The sequence below is a fragment of the Pseudomonas sp. MDT1-16 genome (assembly GCF_054898115.1).
Map to the genome: position 1 here is coordinate 942,302 of NZ_CM142717.1, position 20,204 is coordinate 962,505.

General features: G+C 60.1%; 15 protein-coding genes and 1 pseudogene. 4 read left to right on the forward strand and 12 right to left on the reverse strand.

Annotation, left to right across the window (positions count from 1 at the left end):
* Positions 1-53 precede the first annotated feature (53 nt).
* The 12 genes and pseudogenes from purD to gcbA all read right to left on the reverse strand — a co-directional run bounded on the left by purD (position 54) and on the right by gcbA (position 15,201).
* Entirely contained in the window at positions 54-1,349 is a 1,296-nt protein-coding gene (gene purD / locus ACYZT3_RS04140) for a phosphoribosylamine--glycine ligase (protein WP_462031573.1), read from the reverse strand.
* A gap of 185 nt (positions 1,350-1,534) precedes the next feature.
* Positions 1,535-3,142 carry a bifunctional phosphoribosylaminoimidazolecarboxamide formyltransferase/IMP cyclohydrolase gene (gene purH / locus ACYZT3_RS04145; RefSeq protein ID WP_282376775.1) on the reverse strand — a complete coding sequence of 536 codons (1,608 nt, stop codon included), beginning with the start codon at positions 3,140-3,142 and terminating at the stop codon, positions 1,535-1,537.
* 82 nt (positions 3,143-3,224) lie between these two features.
* The gene (gene fis / locus ACYZT3_RS04150) at positions 3,225-3,545 is read right to left on the reverse strand and encodes a DNA-binding transcriptional regulator Fis (RefSeq protein ID WP_007907419.1); all 321 of its coding nucleotides are present in this window, start codon (positions 3,543-3,545) and stop codon (positions 3,225-3,227) included.
* Positions 3,542-4,552, reverse strand: coding sequence for a tRNA dihydrouridine synthase DusB (gene dusB, locus ACYZT3_RS04155; protein ID WP_282376777.1), 1,011 nt, complete (start codon positions 4,550-4,552; stop codon positions 3,542-3,544). Before dusB ends, fis begins: the two co-directional genes overlap by 4 nt.
* 185 nt (positions 4,553-4,737) lie before the next feature.
* The gene (locus ACYZT3_RS04160; protein WP_282376778.1) at positions 4,738-5,946 is read right to left on the reverse strand and encodes a DUF3426 domain-containing protein; all 1,209 of its coding nucleotides are present in this window, start codon (positions 5,944-5,946) and stop codon (positions 4,738-4,740) included.
* Positions 5,947-5,976: 30 nt separating this feature from the next.
* A complete protein-coding gene (prmA, locus tag ACYZT3_RS04165; RefSeq protein WP_462031574.1) occupies positions 5,977-6,855 on the reverse strand; it encodes a 50S ribosomal protein L11 methyltransferase in 879 nt (292 codons plus the stop codon).
* Positions 6,856-7,192: 337 nt separating this feature from the next.
* Positions 7,193-8,551, reverse strand: coding sequence for an acetyl-CoA carboxylase biotin carboxylase subunit (gene accC, locus ACYZT3_RS04170; RefSeq protein WP_282376781.1), 1,359 nt, complete (start codon positions 8,549-8,551; stop codon positions 7,193-7,195).
* Positions 8,552-8,568: 17 nt separating this feature from the next.
* Positions 8,569-9,030, reverse strand: a complete 462-nt coding sequence (gene accB, locus ACYZT3_RS04175; RefSeq protein ID WP_462031575.1) for an acetyl-CoA carboxylase biotin carboxyl carrier protein — start codon at positions 9,028-9,030, stop codon at positions 8,569-8,571.
* A gap of 46 nt (positions 9,031-9,076) precedes the next feature.
* A complete protein-coding gene (aroQ, locus tag ACYZT3_RS04180) occupies positions 9,077-9,529 on the reverse strand; it encodes a type II 3-dehydroquinate dehydratase (protein WP_017336343.1) in 453 nt (150 codons plus the stop codon).
* 131 nt (positions 9,530-9,660) lie between these two features.
* Positions 9,661-11,430, reverse strand: coding sequence for a protein-disulfide reductase DsbD (locus tag ACYZT3_RS04185; RefSeq protein WP_462031576.1), 1,770 nt, complete (start codon positions 11,428-11,430; stop codon positions 9,661-9,663).
* Positions 11,431-11,531: 101 nt separating this feature from the next.
* A pseudogene (locus ACYZT3_RS04190) lies at positions 11,532-12,038 on the reverse strand (methyl-accepting chemotaxis protein); the annotation flags it as partial.
* A 1,492-nt stretch (positions 12,039-13,530) separates the two neighbouring features.
* The gene (gene gcbA, locus ACYZT3_RS04195; protein ID WP_282376787.1) at positions 13,531-15,201 is read right to left on the reverse strand and encodes a diguanylate cyclase GcbA; all 1,671 of its coding nucleotides are present in this window, start codon (positions 15,199-15,201) and stop codon (positions 13,531-13,533) included.
* A gap of 439 nt (positions 15,202-15,640) precedes the next feature.
* On the opposite strand from gcbA, the gene ACYZT3_RS04200 reads away from it, so the two are divergent.
* From ACYZT3_RS04200 to speA, 4 genes are all read left to right on the forward strand, one after another.
* A complete protein-coding gene (locus tag ACYZT3_RS04200) occupies positions 15,641-16,708 on the forward strand; it encodes a DUF2333 family protein (protein ID WP_282376790.1) in 1,068 nt (355 codons plus the stop codon).
* A gap of 3 nt (positions 16,709-16,711) precedes the next feature.
* Positions 16,712-17,269: an NUDIX hydrolase gene (locus ACYZT3_RS04205; protein WP_462031577.1), complete on the forward strand. Its 558-nt coding sequence runs from the start codon at positions 16,712-16,714 to the stop codon at positions 17,267-17,269.
* Between the two features lie 270 nt (positions 17,270-17,539).
* A complete protein-coding gene (locus ACYZT3_RS04210) occupies positions 17,540-17,911 on the forward strand; it encodes a translation initiation factor Sui1 (RefSeq protein ID WP_282376793.1) in 372 nt (123 codons plus the stop codon).
* 214 nt (positions 17,912-18,125) lie between these two features.
* Entirely contained in the window at positions 18,126-20,039 is a 1,914-nt protein-coding gene (gene speA / locus ACYZT3_RS04215; protein ID WP_282376795.1) for an arginine decarboxylase, read from the forward strand.
* Positions 20,040-20,204 lie beyond the last annotated feature (165 nt).

Sequence of the window (20,204 nt, forward strand, 5' to 3'; positions counted from 1 at the left end):
CGCCGGAATAGCCCGGCAAGTGCCCGAAGCCCTTGCCTGGCCGAATGGTGCCCTTATTCCTGATTTTCGCCACGCTCGCGGGCAATGGCGCGGTAGCCAATGTCGTTGCGATAGAAGCAGCCTTCCCAGTCAATCCTTGCCGCCAGCTTGTAAGCTTGCTGCTGAGCGGCATCGACGCTGGCACCCATTGCAGTGGCGCAGAGTACCCGACCACCGGCCGTCACCACTTGACCGTCCTTGAGCGCAGTGCCGGCGTGGAAGACTTTGCCTTCCAGTGCTGCGGCTGCATCAAGGCCGTTGATGGCAATGCCTTTAGCGTAGTCACCAGGATAGCCGCCTGCGGCCAGCACGATGCCGACGCTCGGACGCGGATCCCATTGTGCTTCGACCTTGTCCAGGGCTTGTGCCAGGGCTGCTTCGACCAGCAACACCAGGCTCGACTGCAAACGCAGCATCACCGGTTGAGTCTCAGGGTCGCCGAAACGGCAGTTGAATTCGATGACTTTTGGGTTACCAGCTTTGTCGATCATCAAACCGGCGTACAGGAAGCCAGTGTAAACGTTGCCTTCTTCGGCCATGCCACGCACGGTCGGCCAGATCACCAGGTCCATGACACGCTTGTGAACTTCAGCGGTCACGACCGGGGCAGGAGAGTAAGCACCCATGCCGCCAGTGTTCGGTCCGGTATCGCCGTCGCCGACGCGTTTGTGGTCCTGGCTGGTGGCCATCGGCAATACGTTCTTGCCGTCGACCATGACAATGAAGCTGGCCTCTTCGCCGTCCAGGAACTCTTCGATCACCACGCGCGAACCCGCGTCGCCGAAGGCGTTGCCAGCCAGCATATCGCGCACGGCGTCTTCGGCTTCGGTCAACGTCATGGCAACGATCACGCCTTTACCGGCAGCCAGGCCATCGGCCTTGATCACGATCGGCGCGCCTTTTTCACGCAAATAAGCCAAGGCTGGCTCGATCTCGGTGAAGTTCTGGTAGCCGGCCGTCGGGATCTTGTGACGCGCCAGGAAGTCCTTGGTGAAAGCTTTCGAACCTTCCAGCTGGGCAGCGCCAGCGGTCGGACCGAAGCAGTCCAGGCCGCGGGAGCGGAACAGATCGACGACGCCGGCGACCAGCGGCACTTCCGGGCCGACGATGGTCAGGGAAACGTTTTTCTCGGCAAAGTCGGCCAGCTGTTCAAGGGCCAGCACGTCGATCGCGACGTTCTCGCACTTGGCTTCAATGGCGGTGCCGGCGTTACCCGGAGCCACGAACACTTTCTGCACGCGCGGATCCTGAGCCACTTTCCAGGCCAGGGCGTGTTCACGGCCACCGCTGCCAATGATCAAAACATTCATTTCAAAAACCTCGGATGACGCTAATTCTGTGGGGGCAGCCTGAGCTGCCTGGCTAACGGTACGCGGCATCCGCCACTGCACCAAACCGGTAGGAGCGAGGCTTGCCCGCGAAGGGAACGCCTCGGTGCGTCAGCCAGACCGAGGTGAGGCCTTCGCGGGCGAGCCTCGCTCCTACAAGAGCAAAATCAGTGACGGAAGTGGCGCATGCCGGTGAATACCATGGCGATGCCGGCTTCGTCGGCAGCAGCAATCACTTCGTTATCACGCATCGAGCCGCCTGGCTGGATCACCGCAGTGATACCCACCTTGGCCGCGTTGTCGATACCGTCGCGGAACGGGAAGAATGCATCCGATGCCATGACTGCACCTTGCACCTGCAAGCCAGCGTGCTCAGCTTTGATCGCCGCAATACGCGCGGAGTTCACGCGGCTCATCTGACCAGCGCCGACACCAATGGTCTGGCGATTCTTGGCGTAGACAATGGCATTGGACTTAACGTACTTGGCGACTTTCCAGGCGAAGATGAGGTCGTGGATCTCCTGCTCGGTCGGGGCGCGTTTGGTCACGACTTTCAGGTCGTCGGCGCCGATCATGCCGATGTCGCGGCTCTGCACCAGCAGGCCTCCGTTGACGCGTTTGTAGTCCCAGGCAGCGGCGCGTTCAGCCGACCACTCGCCGCAGGCCAGCAGGCGTACGTTGGCTTTTGCAGCCACGATGGCGCGGGCTTCTTCGCTGACGCTTGGGGCAATGATCACTTCGACGAACTGACGCTCGACGATGGCCTTGGCCGTTTCAGCATCCAGTTCGCGGTTGAAGGCGATGATGCCGCCGAAGGCGGATTCAGTGTCGGTGGCGTAGGCCAGCTCGTACGCCTGACGGATACCGCCTTCGGCGTCCAGGCTGACGGCAACGCCGCACGGGTTGGCGTGCTTGACGATCACACAGGCCGGTTTGACGAAGCTCTTCACGCATTCCAGCGCGGCGTCGGTGTCGGCCACGTTGTTGTACGACAGCTCTTTGCCTTGCAGTTGGGTCGCGGTGGCGATACCCACTTCCGCAGGCTTGGTTTCAACGTAGAACGCCGCGCTCTGATGCGGGTTCTCGCCGTAGCGCATCTCCTGCGCCTTGACGAACTGGCTGTTGAAAGTGCGCGGGAATTCGCTGCGACCTTCGGTGCTGAGGGTGTCAGCCGCCTGGTTCACGGTGCCCATGTAGTTGGCAATCATGCCGTCATAGGCGGCAGTGTGTTCGAAGGCCTTGAGCATCAGGTCGAAACGCTGAGCGTAGGTCAGGCCGCCGGCTTTGAGGCCTTCGAGCACGCTGGCGTAGTCGCCGGCATTCACCACGATGGCCACGTCTTTGTGGTTTTTTGCAGCCGAACGGACCATGGTCGGGCCGCCGATGTCGATGTTTTCGATCGCGGTCGGCAGGTTGCAGCCCGGCTTGTTGATGGTGGCTTCGAACGGGTACAGGTTGACCGCGACCAGGTCGATCGGCTTGATGCCGTGCTCGTTCATGATGGCGTCGTCGATACCGCGACGACCGAGGATCCCGCCGTGGATTTTCGGGTGCAGGGTTTTCACCCGACCGTCCATCATTTCCGCAAAACCGGTGTAATCCGCGACTTCCACTGCGGCAACGCCGTTGTCGCGCAGCAGCTTGAACGTTCCGCCGGTGGAGAGGATCTCGACGCCCAGGGCTTCAAGCTCTTTGGCGAACTCGAGGATCCCGGTCTTGTCGGAAACGCTGATCAAGGCGCGGCGGATCGGCAGGCGGGTAGTCTGGTCGGTCATTTCAATTTCCATCAAAAAGCAAAGGAGTCAGCAAAAAAGGCGACCGTTTTTACGCGGGCGCCTTTCTGGTTTGATTGAATGCTTACAGCAAATCGTACTGCTTGAGTTTCTTGCGCAGGGTGCCTCGGTTCAGTCCGAGCAGCTCGCTGGCCTTGGTCTGGTTGCCCTTGACGTAGTTCATCACGCACTCGAGCAGGGGAGCCTCGACTTCGGAGAGCACCAGGTTGTACACATCCGTGACGGCAGCGCCCTCAAGGTGGGCGAAATAATTGTGCAGCGCCTTCTCGACACTCCCGCGAAGGGTCTGACCTTCTTCGCTCGGCGTATTGAGGTGCTGTTTCAAATTCACGTTGTCGCTCACGGGTGTTGTTCCACTCACTAAAGTCTCGGTCATCATCGTCATGCGGCCACCTCGTCTCCGTCCCCTGTCAGGCTCTTGTTACGTTCGGCGAAGTAGCCCTGAACGTTGGCGCATTGTGCTTCCGTATCTTCCAAACGATTGAAGTGGGCGCGGAACTCCCTGGCGCCCGGCAAGGTTGCGAGATACCAGCCCACATGCTTTCGAGCAATGCGTACGCCCATGACATCCCCATAGAAGACGTGCAGCGCAGCCAGATGCTCTAGCAGAATGCGTTCCACCTCGATCAGATCCAGCGCCGGGAGTTTCTCGCCGGTACGCAGAAAATGATCGATCTCACGAAAAATCCATGGCCGCCCTTGGGCAGCCCGGCCGACCAACAGGCCATCGGCACCGGTCGCGTCGAGCACGTACCGGGCCTTCTCGGGTGAATCGATATCGCCATTGGCAAAGACCGGCATCGACACGGCCTGCTTGATCGCTGCAATGGTGTCGTACTCGGCTTCGCCGGTGTACAGATCGGCACGGGTGCGGCCATGAACCGCCAACGCCGAGATGCCTGCCTGCTCGGCAATCTTCGCCACCGTCAGGCCGTTCTTGTTGTCCCGGTCCCAGCCGGTGCGGATCTTCAGGGTGACCGGCACATCAACCGCAGCCACGACGGCCCGCAGGATCTCGGTCACTAATGCTTCATCTTTCAACAGCGCGGACCCGGCGGCCTTGTTGCAGACCTTTTTTGCCGGACAGCCCATGTTGATATCAATAATCTGTGCACCCAGTTCGACGTTGGCCCGGGCTGCATCCGCCAGCATCTGTGCATCACCACCGGCGATCTGTACCGAGCGGGGCTCGGGATCACCTTCGTGGATCATGCGCATCCGCGATTTGCGGGTGTTCCACAAGCTCATGTCGCTGGTGACCATTTCCGAGACTACAAGCCCTGCACCCAGTCGTTTGCACAGCTGACGAAAGGGCTGGTCGGTGACCCCCGCCATCGGGGCGAGAATCAAGCCGTTGTGCAATGTATATGGACCGATGCGTACCGCCGACATAGGACTTCCCTGTTGTGGGGCCGGATCATGAGAGTTCGAAAAAGGGTTGGCATGATACCCGCTCTCGATGACTGGATAAAGGCTGAATTGAACAAAATCTGAACAGTGATTTTGTTATCGCCAGCGGTTTGGTACGAACGGTCAAAGTCAGAAATATGCCGTCAAAGCCGTAATACTGAACCGTTTCACTCGGGCGAATGAAAACTCAGGCTGTAATTCACCGCTTTGGAGCCTGGGTCGAGGATATCCAGTGCGATGTGGATCGGTGTTTGCGGAGGCATTTCCACCATTCCTTCGAGATCGCCATTGAGGTACTCGCCGGGTTTGAAGCGACGGCTGGCGATCAGGTGACCGTTGAGGTCGGCAAAACGCAACTCCAGCAGCGGGAAAGGCTGGGAGAAGGGCGCGCGGTTGTAGATGATCGCGTCGACCACCAGTGCACCGTTGAAGTCCGGGTGGCTGCGGACCACCAGGTTGCTGCTTTTGATTTTGGCGATGTCGACTTTGGACGGCACCGTGCAGCCGATCTGGGGGCACAGTTGCTGGAACCACGGACGGTACTGATCCTGGCGCGCCAGTTCGTCGAAATGGTAAGCGATGTACTGGCCGGCGAGCGCCGCCGCGCCGAGCAGGATCAGCAGCAGCCAGAAAAGTCGGCGACCCCAGGGTGAGCGGCGTTTTTGCCAGTCCAGTTGCAGTGGGTCATCGGTCAGGTCGTGCAGGGCTTCAGCGCGGACAGCCGGCTCACGCTTTTTGCGCAGGGGCTCGATCGAGGGCAGGTCGTCGTCGATCTCATCGGTCGCCGACAGGCGTTCGTGATGCATCGGCGCGTCGAGCGGATCGTGCAGGCGCAGTTGGGGCGGCTGATGTTCGTCGTCCAATTCCACCGGTTCCAGGGACAGCGAAGGTTCGGTGCGCGAGTGTTTGCTCGGCTCGAGTTCCAGCTCCGGCAAGTCGGCTTCAGCGGTCTGCGCACGATCGGCGGCCGATTCGCTGAACAGGCTGTCGGGCCAAGGCGCTTCTTCGTGCTCGACGGTATCGCGGCTAGCGCTCAGGTTGTCTTCGCGGGGGCGACCGAATTCCGTGGTCGGCTGGATCTCCCGTTGTTCGAGGCGGGCGAGCTCTTCGTCCAGGTCCAGGCTGTCCAGATCCAGCTCGGCGGCGGTCCATTGCTTTTGGCTGATGGCCCGCGGCTCCGGTGGTTCGACGACGGCCGGGGCAACTGGCGTGATTGCGTCCTTGCCGGTCCGTTGCTCAAGCAGCTGCTTGGCGGCATTGAACACCTGCAAACACGAGCCGCAACGAACCACTCCGCGGGCCACGCTCAACTGAGTATGGCTGACGCGGAAGCTGGTTTGGCAATGCGGGCACTGGGTGACGAAGCTGTCGGTCATGCGGCGATCCGGTTTATGCAGGCGCTCATTCTAGCGCCGACGGCCAGTGATGCGCACCCAGCCATCGCGATGGGCGATTGGGTCCAGATCGAAGTCCTGAGCGTAGGCTTTGGCGACGTCTTCACCTTGTTCGGCGAGGATGCCCGACAGCGCCAGGCGGCCACCCGGCTTGACCAGGCTGGACAATTGCGGCGCCAGGGAAACCAGCGGGCCGGCAAGGATGTTGGCCACCAGCACGTCGGCCTGAACCTGCGGCAGATCTTCCGGCAGGTACAGTGGGAAGAGCGCTTCGGCAATGTCGTTGCGCCCAGCGTTATCGCGGGAGGCTTCCAGGGCTTGTACGTCGATATCGGTACCGACGGCTTGCTTGGCGCCCAGCAGCAGGGCAGCGATGGCCAGAATCCCCGAGCCGCAGCCGAAGTCCAGCACGTTGCAGTCTTTCAGGTCCTGACCGTCGAGCCATTCCAGGCACAGCGCGGTAGTCGGGTGAGTGCCGGTGCCGAACGCCAGGCCCGGATCCAGCAGCAGGTTGACGGCGTCAGGCTCGGGTGCGGCGTGCCAGCTTGGGACGATCCACAGGCGCTGACCGAAACGCATCGGCTGGAAACCGTCCATCCAGCTGCGTTCCCAGTCCTGGTCTTCGATGATTTCGCTGTGATGCTCGGGCAGCGGGCTGCCCGTCAGCAACTCAAGGTGGGCCAGTACGCTGGCGGCTTCGGTGCCACCTTCGAACAGGGCCAGCAGGTGCGTGTGGGACCACAGCGGCGTGGTGTTGAGTTCTGGCTCGAAAATCGGTTGATCTTCGGCGTCCATGAAGGTCACCGAGACGGCGCCCACTTCAAGGAAAGCATCTTCGTAGGTTTCGGCTTGTTCTGGGCTGATGGCGAGACGGACTTGCAGCCAAGGCATGGCGGGCACCTTTGAAAAATGTTGATTGCAGCCTAGCGGGCTGCGCGAAGCGCGCAAGTTTACGCGAGCGCGGAGCTTTTGTGGGAGCGAGCGAGCCTTAATGCCATCCAGTTCAGTCGCGACGCAATCTGTAGCAGCTGGCGAAGCCTGCGTTCGGCTGCGAAGCAGTCGTAAAACCTGATTACACCGTTTTCCTGAAACACCGCATTGCATGGATTGACGGCTGCTTCGCAGCCGAACGCAGGCTTCGCCAGCTGCTACAAGGGGGGGTTTCAGATTGAAACCTTCAGAAACAACAAAGCCGCTCGAAAGCGGCTTTGTTGGTCAGGATCACATCTTAATGCTTGTCGCCAGCCAGCTTGTGTTCCAGGTAGTGGATGTTGACTCCACCTTTGCAGAAGCCTTCATCGCGGACCAGATCGCGGTGCAACGGGATGTTGGTCTTGATCCCGTCGACAACGATTTCGTCCAGCGCATTGCGCATGCGCGCCAGGGCTTCGTCACGGGTTGCGCCGTAGGTGATCAGCTTGCCGATCAACGAATCGTAGTTCGGCGGAACGGCATAGCCACTGTACAGGTGCGAATCGACGCGAACGCCGTTGCCGCCTGGGGCGTGGAAATGCTTGACCGTGCCTGGGCTCGGCATGAAGGATTTAGGGTCTTCGGCGTTGATCCGGCATTCCAGCGAGTGACCGCGGATAACCACGTCATCCTGGGTGTACGACAGCTTGTTGCCAGCGGCGATGCTGAGCATCTCCTTGACGATGTCGATGCCGGTAACCATTTCCGAAACCGGGTGCTCAACCTGAACGCGGGTGTTCATTTCGATGAAATAGAACGCGCCGTTCTCGTACAGGAACTCGAACGTGCCTGCGCCACGGTAGTTGATGTCAATGCACGCCTTGACGCAGCGAGCGAGGACTTCAGCGCGTGCTTTCTCGTCGATGCCCGGTGCCGGCGCCTCTTCGAGAACCTTCTGGTGACGACGCTGCAGCGAGCAATCGCGGTCACCCAGATGGATGGCGTGGCCCTGGCCATCGGACAGTACCTGAACTTCCACGTGGCGTGGGTTGGTCAGGAATTTTTCCAGGTAGACCATCGGGTTGCCGAACGCTGCGCCCGCTTCGGTGCGGGTCAGTTTGGCGAAGGAGATCAGGTCTTCTTCTTTATGCACGACGCGCATGCCGCGACCACCACCGCCGCCAGCGGCTTTGATGATCACCGGGTAACCGACTTCGCGACCGATGCGCAGAGCGGTTTCTTCGTCTTCAGGCAGCGGGCCGTCGGAACCCGGAACGGTTGGAACACCCGCAGCGATCATGGCGTGCTTGGCCGAAACCTTGTCGCCCATCAGGCGAATGGTGTCGGCTTTCGGGCCAATGAACGCGAAGCCAGAGTTCTCGACCTGTTCAGCGAAATCAGCGTTTTCCGCAAGGAAGCCGTAGCCTGGGTGAATGGCGGTAGCGCCGGTCACTTCAGCCGCGGCGATGATCGCCGGAATGTGCAGGTAAGACTTTGCAGCCGAGGCCGGACCGATGCAGACGGATTCGTCTGCCAGACCCAGGTGCATCAGTTCTTTGTCGGCCGTGGAATAAACGGCGACAGTCTTGATGCCCATCTCTTTGCAGGCACGCAGAATCCGCAGGGCGATCTCACCGCGGTTGGCGATCAGAACTTTTTCCAACTTCGCAGTCATCAAAGTCTCTCCGCGGTTCAAACGATGGTGAACAGCGGTTGGTCGTACTCAACCGGCTGGCCGTCTTCGACGAGGATGGATTCGATCACACCGCTGGTTTCAGCTTCGATGTGGTTCATCATCTTCATGGCTTCGACGATGCACAGCGTGTCGCCTTTCTTCACGGTCTGGCCGACTTCAACGAAGGATGGCGAGGCTGGCGAAGATTTGCGATAGAAAGTGCCGACCATCGGCGAACGGGCAACGGTGCCGTTCAGAACAGGTGCGGCCGGAGCAGCAGGAGCGGCAGCGGCAACCGGGGCAGCAGCAACAGGCGCCGGCGCCGGAGCATGCATTGGAGCCGGTGCGTAGTATTGCTGAGCCGGGGTCTTGCTGTGACGGCTGATACGTACGGACTCTTCGCCTTCCTTGATCTCGAGCTCGTCGATGCCAGACTCTTCCAGCAATTCGATCAGTTTCTTAACTTTACGGATATCCATGAATCATCAACTCCCAAGGGTCGGTCAGGGGCGTTACGCTTGTTGTTCAAGCTGTTGCCTGTCTTTCAAGCTGCTCTAGGGCGGCCTCCAGGGCCAATCGATAACCGCTGGCGCCAAGGCCGCAGATCACTCCCACCGCTACATCGGAGAAGTAAGAGTGATGGCGGAAAGGTTCGCGTTTGTGCACGTTAGACAAATGCACTTCGATGAATGGGATGCTCACCGCCAGCAGCGCGTCACGTAATGCGACACTTGTGTGCGTAAAAGCTGCTGGGTTGATCAGAATGAAGTCCACACCTTCGCTGCGGGCAGCGTGGATGCGGTCGATCAATTCGTACTCGGCGTTGCTTTGCAGGTGCAGCAAATGGTGGCCGGCTTCACGGGCGCGGCGTTCCAGGTCCTGGTTGATCTGCGCCAGTGTCGTCGCGCCGTAGGTGCCCGGTTCACGGGTGCCGAGCATGTTCAGGTTGGGTCCGTGCAGAACCAGTAGCGTCGCCATCTGCTGTTCCTTGTGATCTGTGTGCAATTGTCAGAACTCGGCGACTATGCCGCAAAGCCTTTGTGACTGTCCAGTTCTATGCAATAGCCAGCACGATGGCCGATGTTTGCGCAAAATATATGACCGGGTTATTAAATCCGGTCATTTGCTTTCGCGACACGTTCGGCGAAGTCACGGGCGTTGATCTCGCCGATGACCCGCACATCGGTGTGTTCGACCCCGTCCTTGCCGAAAAACATCAGCGCCGGCGGGCCGAACAGTTTGTAGCGGTCGAGCAGGGCGCGTTGCTCGGCGTTGCTGGCGGTGATGTCGAAGCGGATCAGTCGATAGCCTTTGAGGCGTTCGACGACCTTGGCGTCGTTGAGCACTTCATGTTCGATGACTTTGCAACTGATGCACCAGTCGGCGTACCAGTCGAGCAGCAGTGGGGTGCCTGAAGATTTGGCTTCGGCGAGGACGCGGTCCAGTTCCGTCGGAGTGCTGATGGTTTGCCAGGCGCTTTGGCTTTGCGGTTGTTCTCGGTTCACCGTCGTGACTGGCTGGCCGATGGGGTTAAGCAGATTGCTCTGACCGCTGAAAGCTCCATACCAACAGGCCATCGCGTAAAACAGCAAGAACAGCCCAAGCAGTTGTGCCAAACGCTTTCTAGGCGGTTTGTAAACAAATTCCAGTGCCCCGAGAAACAGGCCCACACCGCCCCACAACAGGCCGACCAGCAACAAGGTTATCGGACCTGGCAGCACACGACTCAGCAAGCCGAGGGCGACGCTCAACAGTAAGACACCAATGACGTTTTTGACGAAGATCAGCCAGGGACCACTTTTTGGCAGCCATGCCGCACCGCCAGTTGCCACCAGTACCAGAGGCAGACCCATGCCAAGGCCGATCATGAACAGTTTCAGCGCACCACCTACGGCATCGCCGCTAGCGCTTATGTAGAGCAGGGCGCCTACCAGTGGCGCGGAAACACACGGCGAGACCAGCAAGCTCGATACCACTCCCAGCACCGCCGCGCCCCAAAGCGAACCACCTTGAGTGCGACCGGCAATTCGATCCAGGCGACTGCTCATGGCGTAGGGCAGTTTCAGTTCGAAAACACCGAACATGGCCAAGGCGAAAATGGCGAAAAACGTTGCGAACGGCACCAGCACCCAGGCCGATTGCAGCCGCGCCTGAAGATTGAGTTGGGCGCCGAACATTCCCATTAGCGCGCCGAGCGCGGCGAAACACGCCGCCATTGGCAGCACGTAGGCCAGGGAAAGTTTGAAGCCTCGCAAGCCCCCCACCTGATCGCGCAACACCACGCCGGAAAGGATCGGCAGCATCGGTAATACGCAGGGCGTAAAGGTCAGGCCAAGGCCAGCGAGGAAAAACAACGCCAGTTCGCTCCAGCTCCATTTGGACAGGGTGGGCGTGGTTGAGGTGTTGCCCGAAGCAGATGCGCCGACATCTTCGATACTCAGTCGCTCGGTTTCGGGTGGATAACACAGCCCTTTATCGGCGCAGCCCTGATAAGTCACCACCAGCGTGAACGCTCGTTGATCGGTGCGCGGCAGCTCTACATCGAGAACCCCGTGGTAGACCTCGACATCACCGAAATACTCATCGTGTTTCTGTTCGCCCTTGGGCAGTTGCGCGGCGCCCAGGCCAACATCGGTTGGATCAGCGCGAAACTGAAAGCGATGGCGATAGAGGTAGTAACCCTCTGTAGCGATGAGACGCAGCTTGATTGATTGCGGCGTGCTTTCGACCAGGCTCAGATGAAAGGCTTCGCGCACCGGCAGGAAGTCGGCGCTGTTGTTGATCGAGCCCAACGTCGAACTGGGTTGACTCTCCAGCAACCCGGCGGCGGTGGCCGGCAGGGTGAGCACTATAAGCAGCAGGCAGAGCAAACGGCGCATGACAATCTCGCGTATCGAAGGTGAGGGCATCATAGCGGACAGCGGTCGGGTGTGCAGGGTGGGGAATTTTGCGGTGATTGTTCTGGTGCCTTCGCGAGCTATCAGACGCGGAAGGCTTGGACGGCGGTATGCAGTCGTCCACCCAACACCAACAAATTCTCCCCTTGCACGCGCCCTTCACCAATCCTCAGCAAGTTATCCCCACCCAACTGGTGAATCCGCTCACTGTGATCGCGGATCTCACTGACCGCACCGCTCTGTTGAGCCGTGACATCGGCAATGCGCACGGCGGTGTCGGAAATGGTCTGGATCGCCCCGACGATTTTATCCAGTGCACCGTCGGCGGCCTGGGCCTGATTGGCGGTGGCTTCGGCGTGTTCGACCTGGGCGCGCATGCCTTCCACTGATTGTCGTGCGGCGGTTTGCAGTCCAGCGATCAACGTCTGGATCTCTGCGGTGGCGCCGGCGGTGCGTTGTGCCAGTGAGCGAACTTCTTCGGCCACCACCGCAAATCCTCGACCCATTTCCCCGGCGCGGGCCGCTTCGATGGCGGCGTTCAGGGCCAGCAGGTTGGTCTGGTCGGCGATCGAACGGATCACCGTCAGCACGCCGCCAATGGTCGCCGACTCCTCGGCCAAGTGTTCGATCATCTGTGCATTGCCTTGGACTTCACCCACCAGCGCATGCAGGCCGGTGAGGCTCAAGCCGATGACCTTCTGCCCATGCTCCACCGCCAGCCCGGCATGGCGGCTGGCGTCGGCAGCCTGGCTGGCATCGCCGGCAACCTGTTGAATGGTCGCTTCCAGTTCACCGAGAGAATCGCGGATCAGCGCCGTGTCGCCGGCCTGATGTTCGGCGCCGCTGTGCAGGTCATTGCTCAACTCGGCCAGTGTTCGGCTGCTACCGGCGACCTGTTCGGCGTTGAGGCGAATGGTCCCTACCAAGTCGACCAGGTAGGCGCGCAAGCGATTGAGCGAAGCTTGAATGTCATGCAGTTCGCGATTGGTTGCGCCCAATTCAATGTCCCGGCTGAAGTCGCCCTCGGCCCAGGTCGAGAGGGCTGGCGCGAGGTTGGTCAGGGTTCGGGCCAAGCGTCGTTGCAGGGTGTCGATGAGCAATGCGATCAACAGGATCAGACCGATCATCACCCCTTGCATCAGCCGCACTTCGCCCTGGATCTGTCCGTGCTGGGCGCGAACCACCGGTTCCAGCCCAGCGATGACCTGCTGCACGGCGGCGATTTTCAGGTGAGTGGCGGCGCTGAGGTCGGTGCGTTTCTGGATCTGGTCGCGTGTGCGTGTCAGTTCGGCCGGGTAACGACTGAGGAGGCTGTTCAGTCCACGTTTGAGGCCGGCGCCAGCCTCTTCGACGACGGCTTTTTCGGTGTTCTCCAGGCCCATCATCGCCGCGAAATCATCCGTGTTCGATTCACTTTTGCTCGTCACGCCCAGCAGCGGCAAGGCGTCCAGAAGCTCAGCCTGGGTACGGATGTTGCTGACTTCACGCTCGACATCGGCGGCCAGTTCGCTGCGGCCGCTGCTGACCAGTTTGTCCCGGACCAGCGACAGTTTGCCCAAGTGCTGGGAGGCCGCGAGCAGCGGTGTCAGATACGCCGCGTTAGCGCTGGCGTATTGGCTGAGCTGATCGAGGCTGGCACCGAGTTCGCGTTCGGCTTGCAGCAACAGCGCCTGCGGATCACCGGCCAGCTTGCCGGCCGCCAGCAGATCGGTTTTGCTGAACTCTTCCAGGTTCGACAGGCTCGGGCGCAGGGTGTCGGCCAATGCCGGCGGCAACTCGCCGAGTTCCTTTTGCAGGCCGTCGATGGCCTGGCTAGCGCTGCTCAGGCGCAGGGCATCGCCGCTGGCGAGATAGTCCTCGATGTTACGCGCGACTTCATTTTGAAATTGTTGGGACAAGCCCAGGTAACGCTCCATCAGTAAATAGGGGCGCTCCAGGGCCTTTTGCGACCACCAAAGTGTGGCGCCAAGGGCCACGCACACGGCGACTAAAAGGAGGGTGTTGAGATTGGTCAGCAGCTTCAGGCGCATTGTGGGTCTACCAACGGCAGAATGGTAAGCGCCTGAAGTTATTGCGTTTCTGTTACGGGGTTATGACTGAATGGGTCGATTCCGATGAAAAAGTGGCACTTTGCTTTGACGTCCGCGCGGCCTGAACGCGGTTGCGTCCGGCGTCCTTCGCGCGGTACAGCGCTTCGTCTGCCTGGCTGGCCATCATCAGGCTGTCGGAGTTTTCGCACAGTTCCACCACCCCGGCGCTGAACGTGCACCAAAGGTCCTGTGGTTGGGCCGGGTAGTGAATCTCGGCAAAGCGTCGACGGATCTCGTCGAGCACCTTGTGAGCCGATTCGAGATCGGTGTCCGGCATGACGATGGCGAATTCTTCACCGCCATAACGGCCGATGAAATCGGTCTTGCGCAAGCGTTGCTTGAGAAACAGCGCCAGGCTCTTGATCACCCGATCGCCCATGGGGTGGCCGTGGCTGTCGTTGACCCGTTTGAAGTGGTCAATGTCGAGCATCGCAAAGCTCAACGGCTTGCTCTCGCGACGGGCGCGGAAGCTGCAGTCTTCGAGCAATTGCAGGATGTGCGTATGGTTGTACAGCCCGGTGAGGCTGTCGCGAACCATCCGCGATTTCAGATGGCGTGCCCGTGCCGCGCGGTTGCGCACGGTCGTGATCAGGTGTCGCGGCTTGATCGGTTTGGTCAGGAAGTCGTCGCCGCCCTCGCTCATGGCGTCGAGCTGCTTGTCCAGATCATCTTCGGCGGACAGGTAAATGATCGGCACGCTGACGTAACGGTCGTTATGACGGATCACCTTGGCCAATTCAGTGCCCGTGCAGGCCGGCATGTACATGTCGAGGATGATCAGGTCCGGCTGGAAGTCCGCGAGCTCGGCCATGGCCTGGATCGGCTCGATCAAAGTCCGCGTGACGATCCCGGCGCCGTTGAGCAGGCGCTCGGTGTGCAAGGCCTGGGCGCGGGAGTCGTCGATGATCAACACTTTATAAGGTTCGTACTGGGCGACGCAGGTCAGGACTTCAATCTTCTCCAGCAGGCTCGACGCTTCGAGGGTGCCGGTCAGGAATTCCTGGCCGCCGGCGCGCACGGCGGCGAGGCGAGTCGGGGTATCCGTTTCGTGCAGGCTGAAGAACAACAAGGGCAGCGTGTGGTCGAGGCCTTCCTGTGCTTCGGCGGCCAGTTTCAGGCCGATGCCGGGGCCGCTGAAGTCCACGTCCATGACGATCGCTGCAGGCAAGCGCTCGACCATTGAGGAGCGGAACGCCGAAACGCTGTCGAGGGCTTGAGCGCTGAGCCCAAAAAATTCTAGCTGCTTGGCCAGACGCTCGGCGCGGTCGTAATCCTGCAACATCACGTAGATCGGTTTGCGCAGGGGCGGCAGAAAGGTTTGGTCCATCTGATCGCCATGGCGCAGGCCAGTGCGTGACAGGCGCTGCATCAAACGATTGAGTTCAGTGATCAGTCCGCTGCTCAGGCGTCCGCGATTGGCGTCGACAGCCTCCAGCGACTGACCGATGTGGCGCGCCAGTTGGGTGTGTTCAGGTTGTTCGAATCGCTCAGCGAAACGCAGCAGGCGCAGATTGGCTTCGCTCAGTTCCGATAAGTCGGTGGTGGACCACTCGCTGCATTGCAGGCGCTGCCATATCTCAAGAATCTGACGTGCCTGATGAATTACCCGCTGGGCAAAGTGGTGCTTGAGGCGCTCACGGCTGGGGTCTTCTGGCTCGGTCATATCCTGACTACTAGTTAGGGTGCATGCTGAGATCGACTGGTGGCTCTATGCTAGCACCTCTTTTTCGATCGCATGAGTGTCGCACGTCAATAAACTGCAAAGCGACGTTATTCAGTTTATGACCGGTCGGTCGGGGAGGCGTCAGAACTGTGCGCAATACAGGTAGCAGCTGGCGAAGCCTGCGTTCGGCTGCGAAGCAGTCGTAAAACCTGGGCGCGAGGTCTTCCTGAAACACCGCATCATCTGATTTCACGACTGCTGCGCAGCCGAACGCAGGCTTCGCCAGCTGCTACAAGGAGCGTGCTTCATTTATAGTGTCGCCTCGACGATGCGATTGTGTGGCTCAGTGCTCCGTGCAGATTAATGCGCGGCACACGAGGCACGATGCGATAGGGTTGTGGTCGAACCGATGAACTCAAGTGATTGAAAGGATATCGCCATGCTGGACTGGAAGAACCGCGCGGGCAGCGCGCCCGAACGTGCCGCTGAACCGAAATCGGCCACCCGCAGTTACTTGGGGGGCCTGTTGTTCAGCCGAGCGCTGGCCACTCTGATTGCCATTTACTTGCTGGTGGCTATTGCGCTGGGCTGGTACTGGAGCCAGGAACCTGCGCTGTTCCCGGTTCAGCAGAATGCCCAGATGGCCGCCGAGAAAGAAGGCAAGCAAATGGTCATCGGCTACACCACGGTCGAAACCCTCAAGACCGTCGCCGGTACTTTGCTGACCAAGCCGGGCGGCTATATTTCCAACGACCGTTTTCCACCGGGCCTGTGGATGGACAACACGCCGAGCTGGGAATATGGCGTGCTGGTCCAGGTCCGTGACTTGACGCGTGCCTTGCGTAAAGACTTCGCCCGCTCGCAATCGCAATCTGCCGAAGACTCCGATCTGGCCAAGGCCGAGCCGCGTTTCAACTTCGACAACAAAAGCTGGGTGCTGCCATCCAGTGAGTCCGAGTACCAGGAAGGCATGAATTCCCTGAGCCGTTATCAGGCGCGGCTGTCCGATCCGTCGCAGAAAAACGCGCTGTTCTATGCCCGCGCCGACAACCTGAACAACTGGCTGGGCGATGTCGGCACCCGTCTGGGTTCGCTGTCGCAACGGCTGTCGGCCAGTGTTGGCCGGGTCAAGCTCAACACCGCGCTGAAAACTGAAGTCGTCGCTCCAGGTCAGGTGCCGCAGGTTGACGAAGAGATCGTCGAAACCCCGTGGATGCAGATCGACAATGTGTTCTACGAAGCCCGCGGTCAGGCCTGGGCCTTGTCCCACCTGCTGCGCGCCATCGAAGTCGACTTCGCCGACGTGCTGGCCAAGAAGAACGCCACGGTCAGCGTGCGCCAGATCATTCGTGAGCTGGAAGCCTCGCAAGAACCGGTCTGGAGCCCGATGATCCTTAACGGCAGCGGCTTCGGCGTGCTGGCCAACCACTCGCTGGTCATGGCCAATTACATCTCCCGGGCCAACGCCGCAGTGATCGATTTGCGCCAACTGCTCAATCAGGGCTGAGTCATGGTCGATAGCGCCAGAGAGGCCGCCCATCGCGCGGCCTCGGATGCCGAACAGATCGCCTGGGTTGACGAGCAGGACAACCTGCTCGGCGCCTTGGTCCGCTCCGACCTGCGCGAACGCGGGCTGATCGGGCGCGGCACTTACATCATGCTGTTCAATTGCGCCGGTGAACTCTGCGTGCATCGACGCACGCTGAGCAAAGCTATTTATCCAGGTTTTTGGGACGTGGCGGCGGGAGGCATGGTGCTTGCGACCGAAACCTACGCCGAATCGGCCGCCCGTGAACTGGAGGAAGAGTTGGGCGTGAGCGGCGTCGAACTGACCGCCCATGATCACTTTTTCTTCGAAGACACCGGCAATCGGCTGTGGTGTTCGGCGTTTTCGGCGGTGTGGGACGGCCCGTTGATCCTGCAGCCGGAAGAAGTGCTGGAAGCGCGGTTTATTCCGATCGATCAGGTGATGCTGGAAATCGAGCAGAAGCCTTATTGCCCGGACTCTTTGGCCGCGTTGAAGCGTTATCTGAAGGCTCAGCAAAGCAACGTCGCAAAGAAGGCATAAATTGGCGCCGATTGGCTCTTAGCAAGTCGGCTTTTTGCCGTTACACTGCGCGACCTTTTGTAGGAGCGAAGCTTGCTCGCGAAGGTCGTCAACGATAACGCATACATTCAGGATGTACGCGTCGTCCTTGCGATCTTCGCGAGCAAGCTTCGCTCCTACGACAAGCAATTCCGTTTCAGTAGCGCTGCCCCTGCCTGAGTGGGGCTTCGCGGTCGATGGCACCTGCCCAGGTTGCCGCGACCAGTCTTTGTCCTCCCAAGAGGATTGCCGGTGGCCAAAAAAGCCGCATCCTTCGCCGCCCTTGGTGGCCTGGTATTTTCCACCGACGCAGGTCGTCATTGCCCGGATTGCAGCAAACCGGTGGATGCCTGTATCTGCAAGCAAACCGTGATCCCGTCCGGCGACGGCATCGCTCGCGTGCGTCGCGAAAGCAAGGGCCGTGGCGGCAAGACGGTGACCACCATCACTGGCGTGCCGCTGGCTGAAGACGCGCTCAAGGACCTGGCCACCACGTTGAAGAAACGTTGCGGGACCGGCGGGGCGTTGAAAGACGGAATCATTGAAATCCAGGGCGATCATGTCGAGCTACTCTTGGCCGAACTGATCAAGCACGGTTTCAAAGCGAAGAAGTCCGGCGGCTAGCAGCCTCTGTGAAAACCACCCTCGGCTTGATCCAGTCCTGACAGCAGGTCTGGCGTCGTCTACATGGTTTTCACAGAGCCTGTTCTGACCGGTTTCTAAACTCACTGCGGTCAGCGAGGTCTACCCCCTCGTTGACGAACCGTCATTTTCATTCTTTAGACTGCGCCGGCCTGAACCCAGGCGACGCTCTATGACTTCTTTATAGGGGACTTCAATGTCCGTACGACGCACACGCAAAGACGATGGCAGCCAATGGACAGTTGCGGACAGCCGCAGTGTTTACGGGATTCGCCATTGGGGGGCCGGGTATTTCGCGATCAATGACGCCGGTCGCGTCGAAGTTCGTCCGAACGGTCCGACCAGTTCGCCTATCGACCTGTTCGAGCAAGTTGACCAGCTGCGCCAAAGCGGCCTGTCCTTGCCGTTGCTGGTGCGTTTCCCTGACATTCTGCAAGACCGCGTGCGCCAGCTGACCGGCGCGTTCGATGCCAACATCGAGCGTCTGGAATACCAGAGCAAGTACACCGCGCTGTACCCGATCAAGGTGAACCAGCAGGAAGCGGTGATCGAGAACATCATCGCGACCCAAGACGTGTCCATCGGCCTGGAAGCCGGCTCCAAGCCTGAGCTGCTGGCCGTGCTGGCCCTGGCGCCGAAGGGCGGCACCATCGTCTGCAACGGCTACAAGGACCGCGAATTCATTCGTCTGGCGCTGATGGGTCAGAAGCTTGGCCACAACGTGTTCATCGTGATCGAGAAAGAATCCGAAGTCGCGCTGGTGATCGAAGAAGCCGCCTCGCTCAAGGTCAAGCCTCAGGTTGGCCTGCGCGTGCGTCTGTCGTCCCTGGCGTCGTCCAAGTGGGCAGATACCGGTGGCGAGAAATCCAAGTTCGGTCTGTCGGCGGCGCAACTGCTGTCGGTGGTCGAGCGTTTCCGCGCGGCTGGCCTGGATCAGGGCATTCGCCTGCTGCACTTCCACATGGGCTCGCAGATCGCCAACCTGGCGGACTACCAACACGGTTTCAAGGAAGCGATTCGCTACTACGGCGAACTGCGCAACCTCGGCCTGCCGGTTGACCACATTGACGTCGGCGGCGGTTTGGGCGTGGACTACGACGGTACTCACTCGCGCAACGCCAGCTCGATCAACTACGACATGGACGATTACGCCGGTGTCGTGGTCGGGATGCTCAAGGAGTTCTGCGACGCGCAGAGCCTGCCGCACCCGAACATCTTCTCCGAGAGCGGCCGTTCCCTGACCGCTCACCACGCCATACTGGTGGTGCAGGTGACCGACGTCGAGAAGCACAACGACGACGTGCCGCAGATCGAGAACAAGGAAGCGCTGCCGGAAACCGTGCAGTGGCTGGTTGACCTGCTGGGGCCGACCGACATCGAGATGGTCACCGAAACCTACTGGCGCGCCACGCACTACATGAGCGACATCGCGACCCAGTACGCCGATGGCAAGCTGACCCTGGCGGAAAAAGCCCTGGCCGAGCAATGCTACTTCGCCGTGTGCCGTCGCCTGCACAACTCGTTGAAGGCCCGTCAGCGTTCCCACCGTCAGGTGCTCGACGAACTCAACGACAAGCTGGCCGACAAGTACATCTGCAACTTCTCGGTATTCCAGAGCCTGCCGGACACCTGGGCCATCGGTCAGGTGCTGCCGATCCTGCCGCTGCACCGTCTCGACGAAGAGCCGCTGCGCCGTGCCGTACTGCAAGATTTGACCTGCGACTCCGACGGCAAGATCAAGCAATACGTCGACGAGCAGAGCATCGAAACCAGTCTGCCGGTTCACGGTTTGAACGAAGGCGAAGACTACCTGCTGGGTATCTTCCTGGTCGGCGCCTACCAGGAAATCCTCGGCGACATGCACAACCTGTTCGGTGACACCGATTCGGTGAACATCTACCAGAACGCCGACGGCAGCGTGTACCACGCGGGTATCGAAACCCACGACACCATCGAAGACATGCTGCGTTACGTGCACTTGTCGCCGGAAGAGCTGATGACCCACTACCGCGACAAATGCGCCAGTGCGCGTATCACCGCCGCCGAGCGCACCCAGTTCCTCGATGCTCTGCGTCTGGGCTTGACCCGTTCGTCTTACCTGTCTTCTTGAGGTAAGGCACCGCTCTCATCAGGTTGTCTGAAAATGTACCGCTCGTTGCGGAAATTTCAGATGAGCTGGTGGGACGCCTCCCTGATTTCACGCGAGATGACTCACATTCTTGGCCATCCAAGCGATGTGGTCTTCTTTTCGCGTAGGTCATTTCCTAAGTTGTAC

Bases quoted from the DNA above. Each gene is read 5' to 3' on its own strand.
- ACYZT3_RS04160 (WP_282376778.1), bottom strand. From the start codon at position 5,946: ATGACCGACAGCTTCGTCACCCAGTGCCCGCATTGCCAAACCAGCTTC.
- gcbA (WP_282376787.1), bottom strand. From the start codon at position 15,201: ATGACCGAGCCAGAAGACCCCAGCCGTGAGCGCCTCAAGCACCACTTT.
- ACYZT3_RS04200 (WP_282376790.1), top strand. From the start codon at position 15,641: ATGCTGGACTGGAAGAACCGCGCGGGCAGCGCGCCCGAACGTGCCGCT.
- ACYZT3_RS04185 (WP_462031576.1), bottom strand. From the start codon at position 11,430: ATGCGCCGTTTGCTCTGCCTGCTGCTTATAGTGCTCACCCTGCCGGCC.
- dusB (WP_282376777.1), bottom strand. From the start codon at position 4,552: ATGTCGGCGGTACGCATCGGTCCATATACATTGCACAACGGCTTGATT.
- purD (WP_462031573.1), bottom strand. From the start codon at position 1,349: ATGAATGTTTTGATCATTGGCAGCGGTGGCCGTGAACACGCCCTGGCC.
- aroQ (WP_017336343.1), bottom strand. From the start codon at position 9,529: ATGGCGACGCTACTGGTTCTGCACGGACCCAACCTGAACATGCTCGGC.
- speA (WP_282376795.1), top strand. From the start codon at position 18,126: ATGTCCGTACGACGCACACGCAAAGACGATGGCAGCCAATGGACAGTT.
- accB (WP_462031575.1), bottom strand. From the start codon at position 9,030: ATGGATATCCGTAAAGTTAAGAAACTGATCGAATTGCTGGAAGAGTCT.
- ACYZT3_RS04205 (WP_462031577.1), top strand. From the start codon at position 16,712: ATGGTCGATAGCGCCAGAGAGGCCGCCCATCGCGCGGCCTCGGATGCC.
- prmA (WP_462031574.1), bottom strand. From the start codon at position 6,855: ATGCCTTGGCTGCAAGTCCGTCTCGCCATCAGCCCAGAACAAGCCGAA.
- accC (WP_282376781.1), bottom strand. From the start codon at position 8,551: ATGACTGCGAAGTTGGAAAAAGTTCTGATCGCCAACCGCGGTGAGATC.
- purH (WP_282376775.1), bottom strand. From the start codon at position 3,142: ATGACCGACCAGACTACCCGCCTGCCGATCCGCCGCGCCTTGATCAGC.
- fis (WP_007907419.1), bottom strand. From the start codon at position 3,545: ATGACGATGATGACCGAGACTTTAGTGAGTGGAACAACACCCGTGAGC.